The organism is Streptomyces mayonensis, from assembly GCF_018982965.1.
Classification (GTDB): domain Bacteria; phylum Actinomycetota; class Actinomycetes; order Streptomycetales; family Streptomycetaceae; genus Streptomyces; species Streptomyces mayonensis.
The window spans coordinates 16,703-32,286 of sequence record NZ_JACBYP010000095.1; the positions used below are offsets into that span (position 1 = coordinate 16,703).

Below are 15,584 nucleotides of genomic sequence, written 5' to 3' on the forward strand. Positions count from 1 at the left end.
CCCGGAAGAGGTGCCTCTACCCGAGCCTCGACTCCAGCTCCGCCACGATCTCGTTGACGCCGACGGCGGTCTGCTCGCCGGACTCCATGTCCTTGAGCTGGACGACGCCCTCGGCCAGGTCGCGCTCGCCGAGGACCAGGGCGTAGCGGGCGCCGGAGCGGTTGGCCGCCTTCATCGCGGCCTTCAGGCCCTTGCCGCCGTAGGCGAAGTCGGCGGCGACGCCGTTCTTGCGCAACTCGGTGACCTTGGCGAACAGGATCCGGCGGGCCTCCTCGCCGAGCGGCACCGCGAAGACCGAGGTGGCCGACGGGATGTCCGGTTCGATGCCCTCCGCCTGAAGGGCGAGGACGGTGCGGTCGACGCCGAGGGCCCAGCCGACCGACGGCAGGGAGGGGCCGCCGATCATCTCCGACAGCCCGTCGTAGCGGCCGCCGCCGCCCACCGCGGACTGCGAGCCGAGGCCGTCGTGGACGAACTCGAAGGTCGTGCGGGTGTAGTAGTCCAGGCCGCGGACCAGCTTCGGGTCGTCCTCGAAGGTCACGCCCTGGGCCAGCAGCAGTGACCGCACCTCCTCGTGGTACGCCTTGCAGGCGTCGCACAGGTAGTCGCCCAGCAGCGGGGCGCCGGTGAGCTGCTTCTGGACCTCGGGGCGCTTGTCGTCCAGGACGCGCAGCGGGTTGATCTCCGCGCGGCGCAGCGTCTCCTCGTCCAGGTCGAGGCCGTGCAGGAAGTCCTGGAGCGCGGCCCGGTAGACGGGGCGGCACTCCTTGTCGCCGAGGCTGTTGAGCAGGATGCGGAAGTTCCGCAGGCCCAGCGCGCGGTACGACTGGTCGGCCAGGATGATCAGTTCGGCGTCCAGGGCCGGGTCCTCGGCACCGATCGCCTCCGCGCCGACCTGGGAGAAGTGGCGGTAACGGCCCTTCTGGGGGCGCTCGTAGCGGTACTGCGAGCCCGAGTACCAGACCTTCACCGGCAGGTTGCCCGCCTTGTGCAGGTTGGCCTCGAGCACCGCGCGGAGCACGGAGGCGGTGGTCTCCGGGCGCAGGGCGAGGCGGTCGCCGCCCCTGGTCTCGAAGACGTACATCTCCTTGGTCACGATGTCGGTCGACTCGCCGACACCGCGCGCGAACAGCTCGACGTTCTCGAAACCGGGCGTCTCGATGTAGCCGTAGCCGGAGTTGCGCAGCGGGGCGGCGATCGCCTCGCGCACCGCCAGGTACTTGGCGGACTCCGGCGGCAGCAGGTCGTACGTGCCCTTGGGGGCCTTGAAGGTGCTCACGGAAGGTCTCTCGTCACATTCCTCGTCGGGGCGCGTCGAAGGCGCCCTGGCCGGCGGCCACCTGCCGCAGATACGGGTTGGTGGCGCGTTCCTGGCCGATGGTGGTCTGGGGGCCGTGGCCGGACAGCACCACGGTCGAGTCGTCGAGCGGCAGGCACACGCGCGCCAGCGAGCCGAGGAGATCGTCCATGGAGCCGCCGGGCAGGTCGGTGCGTCCGACGGAGCCGGCGAACAGCAGGTCGCCCGAGAACATCACCGGCGGGACGTCCGCCGCCTCGGGCAGGCCGAAGGTCACCGACCCCCTGGTATGGCCCGGGGCGTGCGCGACCGACAGTTCGAGGCCCGCCAGCGCCAGCTTCGCGCCGTCGGTCAGCTCCTTGACGTCGTCCGGCTCCCCCACGGTCAGCTCGCCCATGAGCGGCATGCCGATGCTGCGGCCGATGCCCTTCTCGGGGTCGCTCATCATGTACCGGTCGTCGGGGTGGATCCAGGCGGGCACGTCGTGCGCGCCGCAGACCGGGACGACCGAGGCGACGTGGTCGATGTGGCCGTGGGTGAGGACGACGGCGACGGGCTTGAGCCGATGCTTGCGGACCGCTTCCTCGACTCCGGGGGCCGCCTGGTGGCCCGGGTCGATGATCACGCACTCCTCGCCGGCGGCGGGGGCGACGAGATAGCAGTTCGTTCCCCAGGCGCCGGCCGGGAACCCGGCAATGAGCACGATCGTCCTTCGTTCGGGTCGGTTCGGGTGGGCTTGCGAACGGGCCGCGCCCAGGGTCAGAGCCTACCGGCGGTGCCGTTTCCTCAGCGAACCCATATACGGTACGGGGCTACACGCCCACGGTCGGCTCATCGCACCCACGCGTACCGGTCGGCACACGAAGACGCATGAGGAGAGAACCCGGTGGTCAGCCAGGAGCAGCGGCGGCGTCAGCTCGCCCGGGAGAAGTTCTTGCGGCAGCAGCAGCGCCGCACCTCCGCACGGCGCAAGGCGCGGATGCGCAACGCGGCGATCGCGTCGGTGCTCGGCGTGATCCTGATCGGCAGTGTCGCGCTGTACACGACCGGGGTGGTCCTCGGGGACGACGACGACACGGCCAACGCGAACGCGGAGGTGACCCCGAGCGCCTCGGCGAGCAGCAAGGCGCCGGACCCGTGCGACAAGCCCGCCGAGGGCGAGGTCAAGACGCAGACCTGGAAGAAGGAACCTGCGATGACCGTCGACAAGTCGGCGAAGTACACCATGAAGCTGGCGACGACCTGCGGCGACATAGACATCGCGCTGAAGGCGGACGCGGCACCGCACACCGTCAACTCGTTCGCCTTCCTGGCGGGCAAGGGCTTCTTCGACCACACCAAGTGCCACCGGCTGACCCCCGAGGGCATCTACGTCCTTCAGTGCGGTGATCCCCAGGGCACCGGCGCGGGCGGGCCCGGCTACACGATCCCCGACGAGAACCTCAAGGACGAGAGCCTCAAGGGCAACGTGTACCCGGCGGGGACGGTCGCGATGGCGAACCAGTACAACGCGCAGACGCAGCAGGGGCGGGACACCGGGGGCAGCCAGTTCTTCCTGGTGTACCAGGACAGCCAGCTGCCGCCGGACTACACGCCGTTCGGCACCGTCTCCGAGGACGGCATGACCGTTCTCAAGAAGATCGCGGCCGCCGGCGCCCAGGAGCCCGACCCCACCACCGGCAACACCGCGCCCAACGCGACGGTCGTGATCGACAAGGCCACCGTCACGAAATCCTGACCCTCAGCAGCGAAAGTTCGGTCGTGCGGGATGCGGACAGGCCACCCGCCGGTCGCCTATGTTGGCCGTGACGAAACTGTGGACGATGCCCGGGGGAAGCGAATCCCTCCACGGGCATCATGTGGAGGAGGCGCTGTGAGCAGCGACCCGTGGGGCCGCGTCGACGAGACGGGGACCGTGTACGTGCGTACGGCCGACGGCGAGAAGGTCGTCGGTTCCTGGCAGGCGGGCTCCCCCGAGGAGGCGCTGGCCTATTTCGAACGCAAGTACGAAGGCCTGGTTGTGGAGATCGGCCTCCTCGAGAAGCGCGTCAAGACCACCGACCTGTCGGCGAAGGACGCCCAGACCGCCATCGACCACCTGCGCGAGCAGGTGGACGCGCACCATGCGGTCGGCGACCTGGACGCGCTGCGGGCCCGCCTCGACAAGCTCGTCGCGTCCGTGGAGTCGCGGCGCGAGGAGCGCAAGGCGCAGCGCGCCAAACAGTCCGACGAGGCGCGCGGTGCCAAGGAGGCGCTGGTCGCCGAGGCCGAGGAGCTGGCCGGCTCCGACCAGTGGCGGGCGGCCGGCGAGCGGCTGCGCTCCCTGGTCGACACCTGGAAGGGCCTGCCGCGTCTGGACCGCAAGTCCGACGACGAGCTGTGGCACCGCTTCTCGCACGCGCGCTCGGCGTTCTCCAAGCGCCGCAAGCAGCACTTCGCGCAGCTGGACGCGCAGCGCGAGGAGGCCCGCCGGACCAAGGAGCGGCTCGTCTCCGAGGCGGAGGCGCTGTCGAACTCGACGGACTGGGGACCGACGGCCGCGCGCTACCGCGACCTGATGTCCGAGTGGAAGGCCGCGGGCCGTGCCCAGCGGGAGCACGAGGACGATCTGTGGAACCGCTTCCGCGGCGCCCAGGACGTGTTCTTCGCCGCCCGCAGCTCGGTCTTCGCCGAGCGGGACGCCGAGCAGGCGGAGAACCTGAAGCTCAAGGAGGAGCTGGCCGTGGAGGCCGAGCGGCTCGTCCCGGTCACCGATCTGAAGGCGGCCCGTGCCGCGTTCCGCTCGGTCAACGAGCGCTGGGAGGCCATCGGTCACGTCCCGCGGGACGCCCGGTCGAAGGTCGAGGGACGGATGCACGCCGTCGAGCGCGCCCTCCAGGAGGCCGAGGAGGCCGAGTGGCGCCGGACCAACCCCGAGGCACGCGCGCGTGCCGAGGGCCTGACCGGTCAGCTCCAGGCCGCCGTGGACAAGCTGCGCGCGCAGATCGACCAGGCGCGCGCCCAGGGCAACACCGCCAAGGCGGACAAGCTGGAGCGTGAGCTGCAGGGCCGGCAGGCCCTGCTGGACCAGGCGCTGAAGGGGCTGCACGAGTTCGGCGGCTGACACCGCGCGAAAGCGGCTGACACCGCGCGAGAGGGGCTCCCGTACGCGTCGTACGGGAGCCCCTCTCGTGTGCGCTGTTCTCGTGGGCGCTGTGCGCCCTCCTACGACGGCCGGCGCGCCGACGTGACCCGGTAGACGTCGTAGACGCCCTCCACACCGCGTACGGCCTTCAGGACGTGCCCGAGGTGCTTCGGGTCGCCCATCTCGAAGGTGAAGCGGGAGGTGGCGACCCGGTCGCGGGAGGTCTGTACGGCCGCCGAGAGGATGTTGACGTGCTGGTCGGAGAGGACGCGGGTGACGTCCGACAGGAGCCGGGAGCGGTCCAGGGCCTCGACCTGGATGGCGACCAGGAAGACGGAGGACTGGGTGGGCGCCCACTCGACCTCGAGGATCCGCTCGGGCTCACGGGACAGCGAGTCCACGTTCACGCAGTCGCTGCGGTGAACGGACACGCCGCTGCCGCGGGTGACGAAGCCGATGATCGGGTCGCCGGGAACGGGCGTACAACATCGGGCCAGCTTGACCCACACGTCGTCGACGCCCTTGACGACGACGCCCGGATCGGCGTTGGCCCGGCGTTTGCGGCCGCGACCGCGGGCCGGCGGAACCGACTCGTCGATCTCCTCGGTGGCCGCTTCCTCGCCACCGAGTGCCTGGACGAGTTTCTGCACGATGTTCGGCGCGGAGACGTGTCCCTCGCCGATCGCCGCGTACAGCGCGGAGATGTCCGAGTAGCGCATCTCGTGGGCGAGCGTGACCAGGGAGTCGCCGGTCAGGATGCGCTGGATCGGCAGGTTCTGCTTGCGCATCGCACGGACGATGGCGTCCTTGCCCTGCTCGATCGCCTCGTCGCGGCGCTCCTTGGAGAACCAGGCGCGGATCTTGTTGCGGGCGCGCGGGGACTTCACGAAGCCCAGCCAGTCGCGGGAGGGGCCCGCGCCGGCCGCCTTGGAGGTGAAGACCTCCACCAGGTCGCCGTTGTCCAGGGTGGACTCCAGCGGCACCAGCCGCCCGTTGACCCGTGCTCCTATGGTCCGGTGGCCGACCTCGGTGTGGACGGCGTAGGCGAAGTCCACGGGGGTGGCACCCGCGGGGAGCGCTATGACGTCGCCCTTGGGGGTGAAGACGAAGACCTCGTTGCGGGAGAGGTCGAAGCGCAGGGACTCCAGGAACTCACCGGGGTCCTCGGTCTCCTTCTGCCAGTCGAGGAGCTGCCGCAGCCACGCCATGTCGTTGAGGTGGTCGTCCTTGCTCTTGCCGGACGACCTGGGGGCGTCGGTGCGCACCTTGGAGGCGCCGGCGACGGCCTCCTGCTTGTACTTCCAGTGCGCGGCGATGCCGTACTCCGCGCGGCGGTGCATGTCGAAGGTGCGGATCTGCAGCTCGACCGGCTTGCCGCCGGGCCCGATGACCGTCGTGTGCAGCGACTGGTACATGTTGAACTTGGGCATCGCGATGTAGTCCTTGAACCGCCCCGGAACCGGGTTCCAGCGGGCGTGGACCGTGCCGAGCGCCGCGTAGCAGTCGCGGACGGTGTCCACCAGGACGCGGATGCCGACCAGGTCGTAGATCTCCGCGAAGTCCCGGCCGCGGACGATCATCTTCTGGTAGACGCTGTAGTAGTGCTTGGGGCGGCCGGTGACGGTCGCCTTGATGCGGGCGGCGCGCAGGTCCTGCTGGACCTCGTCGGTGACGACGGCGAGGTACTCGTCGCGCTTGGGGGCACGCTCGGCGACCAGGCGGACGATCTCGTCGTACATCTTGGGGTAGAGGATCGCGAAGGCGAGGTCCTCCAGCTCCCACTTGATGGTGTTCATGCCGAGGCGGTGGGCGAGCGGCGCGTAGATCTCCAGGGTCTCGCGCGCCTTCTTCTCCTGCTTCTCGCGCTTGAGGTAGCGCATGGTGCGCATGTTGTGCAGCCGGTCGGCGAGCTTGATGACCAGGACGCGCGGGTCCTTGGCCATGGCGACGACCATCTTGCGCACGGTCTCGGCCTGCGCGGCCTCGCCGAACTTGACCTTGTCCAGCTTGGTGACGCCGTCGACGAGCAGGGTGACCACGTCGCCGAAGTCGCGGCGCAGGTCCTCCAGGCCGTACTCGGTGTCCTCGACGGTGTCGTGCAGCAGCCCGGCCATCAGCGTGGCCGGGTCCATGCCCAGCTCGGCGAGGATGGTGGTGACGGCGAGCGGGTGCGTGATGTACGGGTCGCCGCTCTTGCGCTTCTGGCCGCGGTGCCAGCGCTCGGCGACCTGGTAGGCGCGCTCGATCTGGCGCAGGGTCGCCGTCTCGATCTTGGGGTCGTTGCCGCGCACTATGCGCAGCAGCGGCTCCAGGACCGGGTTGTACGGGTTGGCGCGCTGCACGCCGAGGCGGGCGAGGCGGGCGCGGACGCGGTTGGAGGAGCCGGAGCGGGTGGGCTGCCCGGCGGGGGCGCGGACCACGGGCGCGTTCTGCGGGCGCTCGGACGGCATGGGCTTGGGGCGCGACTGCTGCTCGGCGGGCTTGTCGACCGGCGCGGACGGGGCGTGCCGGATCGGCCCGTGCGTGTCGTTCTTCGCCTGGGGCGCGGTCGGCGCGGGCTTCGCCGCGGGCGCCGAGGCGGACTCGGGCTTTGCGGCGGTCAGTGGCTGGGCCTCGTCTGGCAAGAGGACTCCTCGTGCGCGATCCGGGTCCCCCGGTCAGGCTCCGGAGACCCCATGGTAGCGATCCTGCCCCCGGGGATCGCTTTCAGGCCGGTGTGAGGCCCGTCAACAGCTGAAACGTCTGAGGCGGGCGCCGGATTCCTCCGGGCCCGTCCCAGACGTCCCACGCGCGTCCCGTGACGCACGTTCCTCAGACCGTGAGCAGCGCCTCCAGCGGCGCCGACGCCAGGGCCGGCTCGACCCGGGCCCGGCCGCCGAGGAAGCCCAGCTCCATGAGGACGGCGAGGCCCGCGACCTCGGCGCCCGCCCGGCGGATCAGCGTCAGCGAGGCCTCGGCGGTGCCGCCGGTGGCGAGGACGTCGTCGACGACCAGCACCCGGTCCCCCGCGCTCAGGTCCTCGGCGTGCACCTCGATCTCGGCCGAGCCGTACTCCAGGTCGTACGCCTGGCCGAGGGTGGCTCCGGGGAGCTTGCCCGCCTTGCGTACGGGGACGAAGCCGAGACCCGCCCGCAGGGCCACGGGGGCGCCCAGGATGAAGCCTCGGGCCTCCAGGCCGACGACCTTGGTGGCGCCGGTGCTCCGGGCGACGCCGGCGAGGGCGTCCGTCAGGGCCGTGAACGCCGCCGGGTCCGCCAGGAGCGGGGTGATGTCCTTGAACACCACGCCCGGCTCCGGGTAGTCGGCCACGTCGCGGATCCGGCTGAGCAGCAGCTCGCTGAGGTCGGTCGTCCCGGTCATCGGCGCTTCCCCGAGGGCCGGCCGCGGCCGCGGTTGCGGGAGGCGGGCTGGTTGCGGGACACGGCCTGGTCGCGGGGGCCGACGACCGCGGGGGCCGCGTCGTCGGGCTCGTCCCCGGCGTACGCCGCCGCTCCGGCCGGGGCCGGCTCGGGCTCGCCCTTGGCCGCGCTCTGGGCGCGCTTGGCCAGGACCCGCTTCTTGAGGGCCTTCATCTGCGGCTCGGCCTCCTTGAGGTCGGCGACGAGCGGCGTGGCGATGAAGATCGACGAGTAGGCACCGGCGGCGAGACCGACGAACAGCGACAGGGAGATGTCGTTGAGCATGCCGGCGCCGAGGACGCCGCCGCCGATGAACAGCAGACCGCCCACCGGCAGCAGCGCGACCACCGTGGTGTTGATCGAGCGGACCAGGGTGCTGTTGATCGAGCGGTTGGCGATCTCGGAGTAGGTCCAGCGGGTCTGCTTGGTGATGTCCCGCGTCTGCTCCTTGAGGCTGTCGAAGACGACGACCGTGTCGTAGAGCGAGTAGCCGAGGATGGTCAGCAGACCGATCACCGTGCCCGGTGTGACCTCGAAGCCCACGAGGGCGTAGACGCCGACCGTGATGGTGATGTCGTGGATCAGCGCGACGAACGCGGCGACCGCCATGCGCCACTCGAACGCGATCGCCAGGTAGATCACCACGAGGACCATGAAGATCCCGAGGCCCTGCCAGGCCTTGTTGGCGATCTGTTCGCCCCAGCTGGGACCGACCAGGTCGGCGTTGATCCCGTCGGCCGGGGTGTCCAGGTCCTCGGAGAGCTGCTCCTTGATCTTGTCCGACTGATCGGTGTCGGTGCCGGCGATCTGGATGCGGAGGCTGCCGTCGCCGAGCTTCTGGACGATCGCGTCGTGGCCCGAGGCGTCCTCGGCGTAGGTCTCGGCCTGGGAGACCGAGGCGCTCATGTTCTTCGGCGTGGTGAAGACCGCGCCGCCCTGGAACTCGATGCCCATGTGCAGACCGCGAACCGACAGGCCGACGATGGCCGTGATGGTGATCAGGATCGAGATGCCGTACCAGATCTTGCGGTTCTTGACGAAGTCGTAGCCGACCTCGCCGTGGTGCAGTCGGGCGCCGAGGTTGCCGAGCTTCCCCATCTCACGCCTCCTTCGGGTCGACAGGGCCGGCGGCAGGACGGGACGGGCGTCGGGTGCGGCGCAGCGGCGGCTTGACGCCCAGGCTCTTCGGGTCGAAGCCGGACCACTTGTGACCGCTCGCGAAGAACTTGCGCCGGGCCATCAGCGTCAGCAGCGGCTTGGTGAAGAGGAAGACCACCACGACGTCGAGCAGGGTGGTCAGCCCCAGGGTGAACGCGAAGCCCTGCACCTTGCCGACGCTGACGACGAAGAGCACCGCGGCGGCCAGGAAGGACACGAAGTCGGAGACCAGGATGGTGCGCCGGGCGCGCGGCCAGGCCCGCTCGACCGCGGGGCGCAGCGTGCGGCCCTCCCGGATCTCGTCGCGGACGCGTTCGAAGTACACGATGAACGAGTCCGCCGTGATGCCGATGGCGACGATGGCACCGCACACGGCCGGCAGGTTCAGCGCGAAGCCGATGGTCGGGCCGAGCAACGCCATGATCACGTACGTGAGTCCGGCGGAGACCAGCAGGGAGGCGACGGCGATGAACGACAGGCCGCGGTAGTACAGGAGCAGGTAGAGGACGACCAGGGCGAGACCGATCGCGCCCGCGATCAGGCCGGCCTGGAGCTGCTCACCGCCGAGCGCGGCGGTGACGGTGGTGACGCTGTCCTCCTGGAAGGTCAGCGGCAGCGCGCCGTAGGACAGCATGTTGGCGAGGCCCTGGGCCTCCTCCTGGTCGAAGCTGCCGGAGATCTCGGCGTTGCCGCCGGTGAGCGCCTGGCTGACGTACGGGTCGGAGACGACCTCGTTGTCCAGGACGATCGCGAACTGGTTCTGCGGGGACTGGTTCTTGGCCAGCTGGCCGGTGATGTCCGCGAACTTCTCGGAGCCCTTGCCCGTGAACTTCATCGTCACGGTCCAGCCCGCCGCGGTCTGCGTGTTGTAGACGGCCTCGGCCTCGTCGACCTCGGTGCCGTCGACCGCCGCGGGGCCGAGGATGTACTTCTGCCACTGGCCCTGCGAGTTCTGGCCGCAGGCCACCATCGAGTCGGCGGGCTTGGCGCCGTCGCCGGCCTTGGCGCGGGCGTTCCCGTCGGTGCAGTCCAGGGCCGCGTACTGCTCCTGCACCTTGGCGGTGGCGGCGTCGCCGGAGGCGCTCTCGCTCGGGGACGGGGAGGTGCCGTCGGACTTCGCCCCGGACGGGCTGGGGTCGGCCTTCAGGGCGTCGCCTGCGGCGCGGCCCTGGGTGGTGGCGCTCGCGGAGCCGGACGGCGTGTCGTCCGCCTTCTCCCCATCGGTCGCCTTGTCGCCGTCCGTGGCCTTGTCGCCGTCGGTCGCCTTGTCACCGTCGGTCGCCTTGTCGGTGGCCCCGTCGGTGGCCTTGTCCGAGGCGCCGCCGGTCTCGCTCGGCGAGGGGCTGCCGGTCGCGTTGGCACCGGAGAGCTCGGTGGCCACCACCGGGCGGAAGTACAGCTTGGCGGTGGTGCCGACCTGCTGCCGGGCTTCCTTCGAGTTCGTCCCCTTGGGGATGTTGACGATGATGTTCCGGTCGCCCTGGGTCTGGACCTCGGCCTCGGAGACACCGAGGCCGTTGACCCGGCGTTCCATGATCTCGACCGCGGTGTCCATGTTGGTCTTGTTGATCGCGGACTCCTGGCCCGCCTCGGGCACCGCGCGCAGCGTGATGCTCGTGCCGCCGGCCAGGTCGATACCGAGACGCGGAGTCGTGTGTCCGGAGGCGAACATGCCTCCGGTGAGCGCCACGATGGCGATCAGAATCAGGGCCAGCGAGCGCCCGGGCTTGCTCTGAGCGCTCGCATTCTTTCCCTTTTTAGGTGCTACCACCTTTGCGTACTCCCTCTCGGGCCGCTTCGCGCCCAGAAGGCGTCACCGGCGGCCATCACATGGTGTCCGGATCCGTGCGAGCCGCGCGTCGCGCCGGGTGCGCGGGAGGACGTCCCGCGCACCCCGGGGCACGGGCCTACTTCGCCTCGGAGCCGCCGTCGGACTTCTTCCCCTGGTCGTCCGTCTTCGCCTCGGCGGGCGCGGCGTCGGCCACCGGCTCGTCGGCCGGCTCGTCGGCCGCGTCCTTCTTGCCGAGGTCGATGGACTTGTCGGCCTCGTCGGCGGACTTGTCGGACTTGTCGGCGGGGGCGTCGTCGGCGGAGGAGGCGTCGGTCTCGGTGAGGGAGGAGGCGTCGTCCGGGACGATGTCCGCGTCGGACTTCAGGTCGTGCTCGATGCCGTGGACGATGCGGTTGTACTCGTCGTCGGTGAGGACGGCACCGATGGAGTTCTTGGCGAAGAGCAGCTCCACGCCCGGCCCGGCGTCGAGGAGGACCGTGTCGTCGTTGACCTCCTTGACCGTGGCGTACATGCCCCCGATGGTGCGGACACCGGAACCGGGCTGCATCTGGTTACGCATGTCGACGGCCTGCTGCTGCTTCTTCTTCGCCGACCGGGTCATCAGGAACATGGCCCCGATGAGCACGATGAACGGGAGGAGGGTCACGAGACTCACGGGTCGGTACTTCCTTCACACGACCGCGATGCTGAGCGGCCTGATGGTTGGGGGTGTGTGCGCCGCCGACATGGGCGGCATCGGCGGAGTCTAAGCGAGTCCGCGCGCATGGAACAACGCTCAGCATGGCACTGGGGTTCCTGCCCGGTCGAATGTCCTCGTCGAGGCGGGGACGTCACGTCCCGAACAGGTCCTGTTGTCCCTTTCCGGCGTTCTGCGCGCCCGGCGGGGTGAGGCCGAGGTGCGCCCAGGCCGCCGGGGTCGCGACCCGTCCGCGTGGGGTGCGGGCGAGCAGGCCCTCCCGTACGAGGAAGGGCTCGGCGACCTCCTCCACTGTCTCACGCTCCTCCCCCACGGCGACGGCGAGCGTGGACAGGCCCACCGGTCCGCCGCCGAAGAGCTTGAGCAGGGCCTCCAGGACTCCCCGGTCCAGCCGGTCGAGGCCGCGGGCGTCGACCTCGTAGACCGCGAGGGCCGCGTTGGCGATCTCCTGGTTGATCCGGCCGTCGGCCTTGACCTGCGCGTAGTCGCGGACCCTGCGCAGCAGGCGGTTGGCGATGCGGGGGGTGCCGCGGGAGCGGCCGGCGATCTCGGCGGCGCCGGTGGTGTCGATCCCGACGTCGAGCAGGCCCGCGGAGCGGTGGATGACGCGTTCCAGTTCGGGCGGGCCGTAGAACTCCATGTGGGCGGTGAAGCCGAAGCGGTCGCGCAGCGGGGGCGGCAGCAGGCCCGCTCGGGTGGTGGCGCCGACCAGCGTGAACGGCGGCAGCTCCAGGGGGATGGCGGTCGCACCGGGGCCCTTGCCGACGACGACGTCGACGCGGAAGTCCTCCATCGCCATGTAGAGCATCTCCTCGGCGGGCCGCGACATGCGGTGGATCTCGTCGAGGAAGAGGACCTCGCCCTCCTGGAGCGAGGAGAGGATCGCGGCCAGGTCGCCCGCGTGCTGGATGGCGGGACCCGAGGTGATGCGGATGGGGGCTTCCATCTCGGCCGCGATGATCATCGAGAGGGTGGTCTTGCCGAGTCCGGGGGCACCGGAGAGGAGTACGTGGTCGGCGGTGGCGCCGCGCGCGCGGGCGGCGCGCAGCACCAGGTCGAGCTGCTCGCGGACCTTCTCCTGGCCGATGAACTCGCCCAGGTCCTTGGGGCGCAGGGCGGCCTCCACGGCCTGGTCCTCGCCGTCGGCGACAGCGCCCACCAGCCGCTCGGCGGCGGCCTCTGCGTCGGTCGTGTCGTCCCAGTTCATTGGTTGCCTCGTGGGTCGGGGTGGCGGTGGCGGTGCGCGGCCGGCGGGCGCGGTCGGGGCTCGGTCAGCGGGCTGCCCGGTCGGCGGGCAGGGTCGGGGGCCCGGCCGGAGGGGGCGCTGTCAGCGGGCTCGGTTCAGCGTCTGGAGTGCTGCCTTGAGGAGCTGGCCCACCTGCGGGGTGCCCCCGGCGGCCTCGGCCTGCGGTGTCACGGCGGTGACCGCCTCGTCGGCCTCGCGGGTCGCGTACCCGAGACCGATCAGTGCAGCGTGCAGCTGGTCGCGCCAGCCGGTGCTGACCGGGGCGCCGACGGCCGGGGCGCCGATCGGCTCGCCGAGCCGGTCCTTCAGCTCAAGGAGCAGTTTCTGCGCGCCCTTCTTGCCGATGCCGGGAACGGCGGTGAGCGCCTTCTCGTCGCCCGTGGAGACGGCTCTGCGCAGGGCGTCGGGCTGGTGCACGGCGAGCATCGCCTGGGCGAGGCGGGGGCCCACACCGCTGGCGGTCTGGAGCAGTTCGAAGACCTGGCGCTCGTCGTCGTCGGCGAAGCCGTAGAGCGTGAGGGAGTCCTCGCGCACGACGAGGGAGGTGGCGAGCCGGGCGGGCTTGCCCAGCCGCAGGGTGGACAGCGTGTTCGGCGTGCACTGGACGGCCATGCCGACGCCGCCGACCTCGATCACCGCGGCGTCGGGTGCGAGGGCGGCGACGGTGCCGCTGACGAAGGCGATCATGCGGGGCGGCCTTTCGACGGGTGGGGAGTCTGCGGGCGGCGCGGGCCCTGGGAGGCGTGCAGGGCGACGGCCTGCTGGAGCCGGTTCTGCGCGGGGGCGCGCCAGACGTGGCAGATGGCGAGCGCGAGAGCGTCGGCGGCGTCGGCCGGCTTGGGGGGCGCGGCGAGCCGCAGCAGGCGGGTGACCATGGCTCCGACCTGCGCCTTGTCGGCGCGCCCGCTGCCGGTGACGGCCGCCTTGACCTCGCTGGGGGTGTGCAGGGCGACCGGGAGGCCGCGGCGGGAGGCGCACAGGATCGCGACGGCGCTGGCCTGGGCGGTGCCCATGACGGTGCGGACGTTGTGCTGGCTGAAGACGCGCTCCACGGCCACGTACTCCGGCCGGTGTTCGTCCAGCCACCGCTCGATGCCCTGCTCGATGGCGACGAGGCGGTGGCCTAGGTCGGCGTCCGCCGGTGTGCGGACGACGCCGACGCCGACCATGGTGAGCGGCCGGCCCGCGACGCCCTCCACGACGCCGACCCCGCAGCGGGTCAGCCCCGGGTCCACCCCCAGTACGCGCACGCCCGGCCCACTCCTCCTCGCGGCTGAACCGCCGCCGCTCTCGCGGACCTGGCTGGTCACCATCGGGGTTGCCCGGCTGATGGTGCGGTCCGTGGACGGTGATCTCTGACATGCGTAAGGCTAGCGGGTGCCGCCGACAACGCGACGGGCCGACGGGTGGTGTCCCCGTCGGCCCGCTGAGCACAGGGCGAGGCCTATGCGTCCACCTTCTCCATGACCTCGTCGCTCACGTCGAAGTTGGCGAAGACGTTCTGCACGTCGTCGCTGTCCTCCAGGGCGTCGATGAGCCGGAAGATCTTGCGGGCGCCCTCCTCGTCCAGCTCGACCTGCATGGTGGGGACGAAGTTGGCGTCGGCGGACTCGTAGTCGATGCCGGCGTCCTGGAGGGCGGTGCGGACCGCGACCAGGTCGGTGGCCTCGCTGAGCACCTCGAAGGACTCGCCGAGGTCGTTGACCTCCTCCGCGCCCGCGTCCAGGACGGCGCCGAGGACGTCGTCCTCGCCCAGCTCGCCCTTGGGCACGATCACGACGCCCTTGCGGTTGAACAGGTACGACACCGAGCCCGGGTCGGCCATGGAGCCGCCGTTGCGGGTCATGGCGACGCGGACGTCGGAGGCGGCGCGGTTGCGGTTGTCGGTGAGGCACTCGATGAGCACCGCGACGCCGTTCGGGCCGTAACCCTCGTACATGATCGTCTCGTAGTCGGCGCCCCCGGCCTCCAGGCCGCCGCCGCGCTTGACCGCGGAGTCGATGTTCTTGTTCGGGACCGACTGCTTCTTCGCCTTCTGGATGGCGTCGTACAGCGTCGGATTGCCCTCGATGTCGACGCCGCCCATGCGCGCCGCGACCTCGATGTTCTTGATCAGCTTCGCGAAGAGCTTGCCGCGCTTGGCGTCGATCACGGCCTTCTTGTGCTTCGTCGTAGCCCATTTAGAGTGGCCGGACATCTGCCTGTCTCCTTCGCGTAACCCATCTCCTGCAACGAACGCAGGAATCCTACAAGGACCGGGCCGCCCGGTTCGCGCGCACCATGTCGGCGAAGAAGCGGTGCACCCGGTGGTCGCCGGTCAGTTCGGGGTGGAACGACGTGGCCAGCGCGTTGCCCTGGCGGACGGCGACGACGTGGCCGTCGTGCTCGGCGAGCACCTCGACGGCGGCGCCCACCGACTCGACCCAGGGGGCGCGGATGAACACCCCTTCCACGGGACCGCCCTCGACGCCCCTGACGTCGACTGCGGCCTCGAAGGACTCGTTCTGCCGGCCGAAGGCGTTGCGGCGCACGATCATGTCGATGCCGCCGGCCGTCTCCTGTCCGGAGCGCGGGTCGAGGATCTTGTCGGCCAGCATGATCATGCCGGCGCAGGTGCCGTAGACGGGCAGGCCGTCCCGCACGCGCGCGCGGAGGGGTTCCAGCACTCCGAAGAGGACGGCGAGCTTGGAGATGGTGGTGGACTCTCCGCCGGGGAGGACCAGGCCGTCCACCTCGGCGAGTTCCTCGGGGCGCCTGACCGGCCTGGCCGCGGCGCCGGCCGCGGCCAGGGCGACGAGGTGCTCCCGTACGTCGCCCTGGAGCGCCAGGACGCCGATGGCGGGGGTGGAGGGAGTGCCGGGGGTGCCGGGGG

The 15,584-nt window shown here is 71.0% G+C and carries 14 protein-coding genes; 2 read left to right on the forward strand and 12 right to left on the reverse strand.

Annotation, left to right across the window (positions count from 1 at the left end):
- Nucleotides 1-16: 16 nt before the first annotated feature.
- Both hisS and HZS56_RS28115 read right to left on the reverse strand, forming a co-directional pair.
- Nucleotides 17-1,279, reverse strand: a complete 1,263-nt coding sequence (gene hisS, locus HZS56_RS28110; protein WP_216723598.1) for a histidine--tRNA ligase — start codon at nucleotides 1,277-1,279, stop codon at nucleotides 17-19.
- 13 nt (nucleotides 1,280-1,292) lie between these two features.
- The gene (locus tag HZS56_RS28115) at nucleotides 1,293-2,000 is read right to left on the reverse strand and encodes an MBL fold metallo-hydrolase (protein WP_216723599.1); all 708 of its coding nucleotides are present in this window, start codon (nucleotides 1,998-2,000) and stop codon (nucleotides 1,293-1,295) included.
- A 183-nt stretch (nucleotides 2,001-2,183) separates the two neighbouring features.
- Here HZS56_RS28115 and HZS56_RS28120 point away from each other — a divergent pair, with 183 nt between their 5' ends.
- Both HZS56_RS28120 and HZS56_RS28125 read left to right on the forward strand, forming a co-directional pair.
- A complete protein-coding gene (locus HZS56_RS28120; RefSeq protein ID WP_216723600.1) occupies nucleotides 2,184-3,035 on the forward strand; it encodes a peptidylprolyl isomerase in 852 nt (283 codons plus the stop codon).
- A gap of 135 nt (nucleotides 3,036-3,170) precedes the next feature.
- Entirely contained in the window at nucleotides 3,171-4,400 is a 1,230-nt protein-coding gene (locus HZS56_RS28125; RefSeq protein WP_216723601.1) for a DUF349 domain-containing protein, read from the forward strand.
- A 101-nt stretch (nucleotides 4,401-4,501) separates the two neighbouring features.
- On the opposite strand, the gene relA is transcribed toward HZS56_RS28125, so the two are convergent.
- The 10 genes from relA to pdxT all read right to left on the reverse strand — a co-directional run bounded on the left by relA (nucleotide 4,502) and on the right by pdxT (nucleotide 15,549).
- Nucleotides 4,502-7,045 (reverse strand): GTP pyrophosphokinase, encoded by a 2,544-nt coding sequence (relA, locus tag HZS56_RS28130; RefSeq protein WP_216723602.1) that lies wholly within the window; start codon nucleotides 7,043-7,045, stop codon nucleotides 4,502-4,504.
- 187 nt (nucleotides 7,046-7,232) lie between these two features.
- A complete protein-coding gene (locus HZS56_RS28135) occupies nucleotides 7,233-7,781 on the reverse strand; it encodes an adenine phosphoribosyltransferase (RefSeq protein WP_216723603.1) in 549 nt (182 codons plus the stop codon).
- A complete protein-coding gene (secF, locus tag HZS56_RS28140; protein WP_216723604.1) occupies nucleotides 7,778-8,917 on the reverse strand; it encodes a protein translocase subunit SecF in 1,140 nt (379 codons plus the stop codon). Before secF ends, HZS56_RS28135 begins: the two co-directional genes overlap by 4 nt.
- Nucleotide 8,918: 1 nt before the next feature.
- Nucleotides 8,919-10,748, reverse strand: a complete 1,830-nt coding sequence (gene secD, locus HZS56_RS28145; protein WP_216723605.1) for a protein translocase subunit SecD — start codon at nucleotides 10,746-10,748, stop codon at nucleotides 8,919-8,921.
- Between the two features lie 136 nt (nucleotides 10,749-10,884).
- Entirely contained in the window at nucleotides 10,885-11,424 is a 540-nt protein-coding gene (gene yajC / locus HZS56_RS28150; RefSeq protein ID WP_216723606.1) for a preprotein translocase subunit YajC, read from the reverse strand.
- A gap of 175 nt (nucleotides 11,425-11,599) precedes the next feature.
- Complete coding sequence (gene ruvB / locus HZS56_RS28155; RefSeq protein ID WP_216723607.1) at nucleotides 11,600-12,673, reverse strand: Holliday junction branch migration DNA helicase RuvB; 1,074 nt, start codon at nucleotides 12,671-12,673, stop codon at nucleotides 11,600-11,602.
- Nucleotides 12,674-12,793: 120 nt separating this feature from the next.
- Nucleotides 12,794-13,399, reverse strand: a complete 606-nt coding sequence (ruvA, locus tag HZS56_RS28160) for a Holliday junction branch migration protein RuvA (RefSeq protein WP_216723608.1) — start codon at nucleotides 13,397-13,399, stop codon at nucleotides 12,794-12,796.
- Nucleotides 13,396-13,962 (reverse strand): crossover junction endodeoxyribonuclease RuvC, encoded by a 567-nt coding sequence (gene ruvC, locus HZS56_RS28165; protein ID WP_216723609.1) that lies wholly within the window; start codon nucleotides 13,960-13,962, stop codon nucleotides 13,396-13,398. Before ruvC ends, ruvA begins: the two co-directional genes overlap by 4 nt.
- 194 nt (nucleotides 13,963-14,156) lie before the next feature.
- The gene (locus HZS56_RS28170) at nucleotides 14,157-14,909 is read right to left on the reverse strand and encodes a YebC/PmpR family DNA-binding transcriptional regulator (RefSeq protein WP_031035700.1); all 753 of its coding nucleotides are present in this window, start codon (nucleotides 14,907-14,909) and stop codon (nucleotides 14,157-14,159) included.
- 49 nt (nucleotides 14,910-14,958) lie between these two features.
- Complete coding sequence (gene pdxT, locus HZS56_RS28175) at nucleotides 14,959-15,549, reverse strand: pyridoxal 5'-phosphate synthase glutaminase subunit PdxT (RefSeq protein WP_216723611.1); 591 nt, start codon at nucleotides 15,547-15,549, stop codon at nucleotides 14,959-14,961.
- Nucleotides 15,550-15,584: the final 35 nt, after the last annotated feature.